Annotated in this window: 1 protein-coding gene; it reads right to left on the bottom strand. The window is 67.2% G+C overall.

Going from position 1 to position 1,163, the window contains the following annotated elements:
• On the bottom strand, positions 1-826 hold an 826-nt coding region (locus A612_RS01155; RefSeq protein ID WP_019372782.1), incomplete at its 3' end, for an ABC-F family ATP-binding cassette domain-containing protein.
• Between the last annotated feature and the right edge of the window lie 337 nt (positions 827-1,163).

Here is a 1,163-nt window from a genome sequence, read left to right as displayed (position 1 = left end):
GCACCCGCCCCTGGTTGCGGGTGCGCCGGGCCTCGACCCCCTTGCGGATCCAGACCTCCTCCTGCGCCAGAACCTTGTCCGCGCGCGCGTTGATGACCGCCTCCTGCGCCAGCTGCTCCTCTTTCTGGATCAGATAGCGGGCGAAGTTGCCGTGGTAGGAGCGCAGCTTGCCACGGTCGAGTTCGACGATCCGCGTGGCCACCCGGTCCAGGAAGGCCCGGTCGTGCGTGATGACCACCACCGCACCGGAGAAGGACAGCAGCAGCTCCTCCAGCCACTCGATGGAGTCGAGGTCCAGGTGGTTGGTCGGCTCATCGAGCAGCAACACATCCGGGCGCGCCACCAGCGCCTGCGCCAGCGCCACCCGCTTCTTGGTGCCACCCGACAGGGTCGCCACCTGCGCGTCGGGCGCCAGGCGCAGCTGCTGCAGCGTCGCCTCCACGCGCTGCTCCCAGTTCCATGCGTCGTAGGCCTCGATCTGCGACTGCAGCGCATCCAGATCCAGCCCCGGCGCGCCCGACAGGTACTGCTCGCGCAAGGCGATCACCGGTGCCAGCCCCTGGGCAGCGGCCTCGAAGACCGTCGCCTCGGGCGGCAGCTGCGGCTCCTGCGCCACGTAGGCCAGGCGCAATCCCTGCTGCAGCTGCAGCGTGCCGTCGTCCGCCTGCGCGAGTCCGCCCAGGATTTTGAGCAGGGACGACTTGCCGGCGCCATTGCGCCCGATGAGACCGACCCGCTCGCCTGCCTCCAGGGCGAAGTCCGCGTGGTCGAGCAGCGCCACATGGCCGAAGGCCAGCTGCGCATCCGTCAAGGTGAGAAGTGCCATTCCCGGATTATCGAACCGGGCCCTGCTGCGGCGCGCCGCAAGGCCGGCCGCCCGGCAGGTGCAAAAAAGTGGCCTGAAGCGTTGCCAAGGGTAAACCCTGGGTTATACTTGCGGTCTTGCTGCAGCGCGGCCTTCCTGTTGGAGGCCGGACGCGGTGGCAGGGGTGGCGAGAGTCTCCAGAGATTTTTTCCACCTCGGTCTTGTCTATCGGCTCTTTTGTGTTGTATAGTTCAAGGCTTCGCTCAGTTCAGCGGTCTGGTCCTTTCGGGGCTGGGTTGCGGGAAGGAGCGGCGGGTCAAGGGGGTTCTCCGGAGCCTGCAAAGACCCCAAAGTTTGA

Origin of the sequence: Melaminivora alkalimesophila (assembly GCF_000282995.1) — a bacterium.
Classification (GTDB): domain Bacteria; phylum Pseudomonadota; class Gammaproteobacteria; order Burkholderiales; family Burkholderiaceae_C; genus Melaminivora; species Melaminivora alkalimesophila.
Note: the sequence above shows the minus strand (reverse complement) of the source record. Positions and strands in the feature narration are given on the sequence as shown.